The following is a 1,471-nucleotide window of genomic DNA, read 5'->3' as shown; positions in this document are numbered from 1 at the left end:
CCGCCGGGATGAGCGGGGGTTTAGGTCTTCGCCAAGCCCTTCAGCCGATACAGCGCCTCCAGCGCCTCGCGCGGGGTCAGGTCGTCGGGGTCGATGGCGGCGACGGCTTCGTCCAGCATGGATTTCATCGGCGGCGGGGGCGGTTCGGCCGCCGCGAACAGGGGCAGGTCGTCCAGACGCACGGTCGCCGCCTTCTCATTCTCCAGCCGCTCCAGCACCTCGCGGGCGCGGCCTACGACTGCCGTCGGCACCCCGGCCAGCCGCGCCACCTGCACGCCGTAGGAGCGATCCGCCGCGCCCGGCGCCGCCTCGTGCAGGAAGACCAGTTCGCCGTTCCACTCACGCGCCTTCATCGACAGGTTGCAGACGTGGTCCAGCCGTTCCTCCAGCTGGGCCAGCTCATGATAGTGGGTGGCGAACAGGGTCCGGGCGCGATTGGTCTCGTGCAGGGCCTCGGCCGTGGCCCAGGCGATGGCCAGGCCGTCATAGGTGGCGGTGCCGCGTCCGATCTCATCCAGCACGACGAAACTGCGCCCGGTCGCCTGCGTCAGGATGGCGGCCGTCTCGACCATCTCCATCATGAAGGTGGAGCGGCCGCGCGCCAGATCGTCGCCCGCGCCCACGCGACTGAACAGCCGATCGACCACGCCCAGCTTCATCGACCGCGCAGGGACGAAGGCCCCGGCCTGGGCCAGCACCACCAGAAGCGCGTTCTGGCGCAGGAAAGTCGACTTACCCGCCATGTTCGGACCGGTGACGATGGACAGGCGCGAAGCCCCCACGCCGTCGCCCGCCAGCGCGCAGTTGTTGGGCGTATAGGGCAGGCCCTGCGCCTTCACCGCCGCCTCGACCACCGGGTGGCGGCCCGCCTCGACGGAGAAACAGAGGCTGTCGTCGACGCTGGGGCGCACGGCCCCGACCTCTTCGGCCCATTCGGCCAGGGCGGCGTGGGCGTCCAGTTCGGCCAGCGCCTCGGCCACGCCCTGCAGCGGTCCGGCCAGACGCGCCACTTCACGCCGCCAGCCCTCGAACGTCTCGGCCTCGATGGCCAGGGCGCGGTGCCCGGCCTGGCTGATTTTCGCGTCCAGCTCCGACAGTTCGACGGTGGTGAAGCGCACCTGATTGGCCAGGGTCTGGCGGTGGATGAAGGGGCTGTCGGGTCCGGCGCGCAACAGGGGCTCGGCCGCCTTGGCGCTGGTCTCGAGGAAGTAGCCGAGGACGGCGTTGTGGCGCACCTTGAAGGCGACGCCGCTGTCGGCGACGGCCTTGGCCTCCAGCTCGGCGATGACCTTGCGGCTGTCGTCGCGCAGGGTGCGGGCGGCGTCCAGTTCGGGGCGATGGCCAGGGGTCACATAGCCGCCGTCGCGCGCCAGATGCGGCGGCTCGTCCATCAGGCCGTCGGCCAGCTCGGCCAGCAGGTGCGACAGGTCGCCCTCAAGCGCCAGCTGGTCCAGGCAGGCGGTCACCCGCG

General features: G+C 71.2%; 1 protein-coding gene. It reads right to left on the bottom strand.

Going from position 1 to position 1,471, the window contains the following annotated elements; translation table 11 throughout:
* Positions 1-20: 20 nt before the first annotated feature.
* Positions 21-1,471, bottom strand: a 1,451-nt coding sequence (gene mutS / locus RT567_RS16760; RefSeq protein ID WP_313577322.1) for a DNA mismatch repair protein MutS, incomplete at its 5' end; no start/stop codon positions are given.

Source organism: Brevundimonas sp. (genome assembly GCF_032107865.1).
Lineage (GTDB): Bacteria > Pseudomonadota > Alphaproteobacteria > Caulobacterales > Caulobacteraceae > Brevundimonas.
Note: the sequence above shows the minus strand (reverse complement) of the source record. Positions and strands in the feature narration are given on the sequence as shown.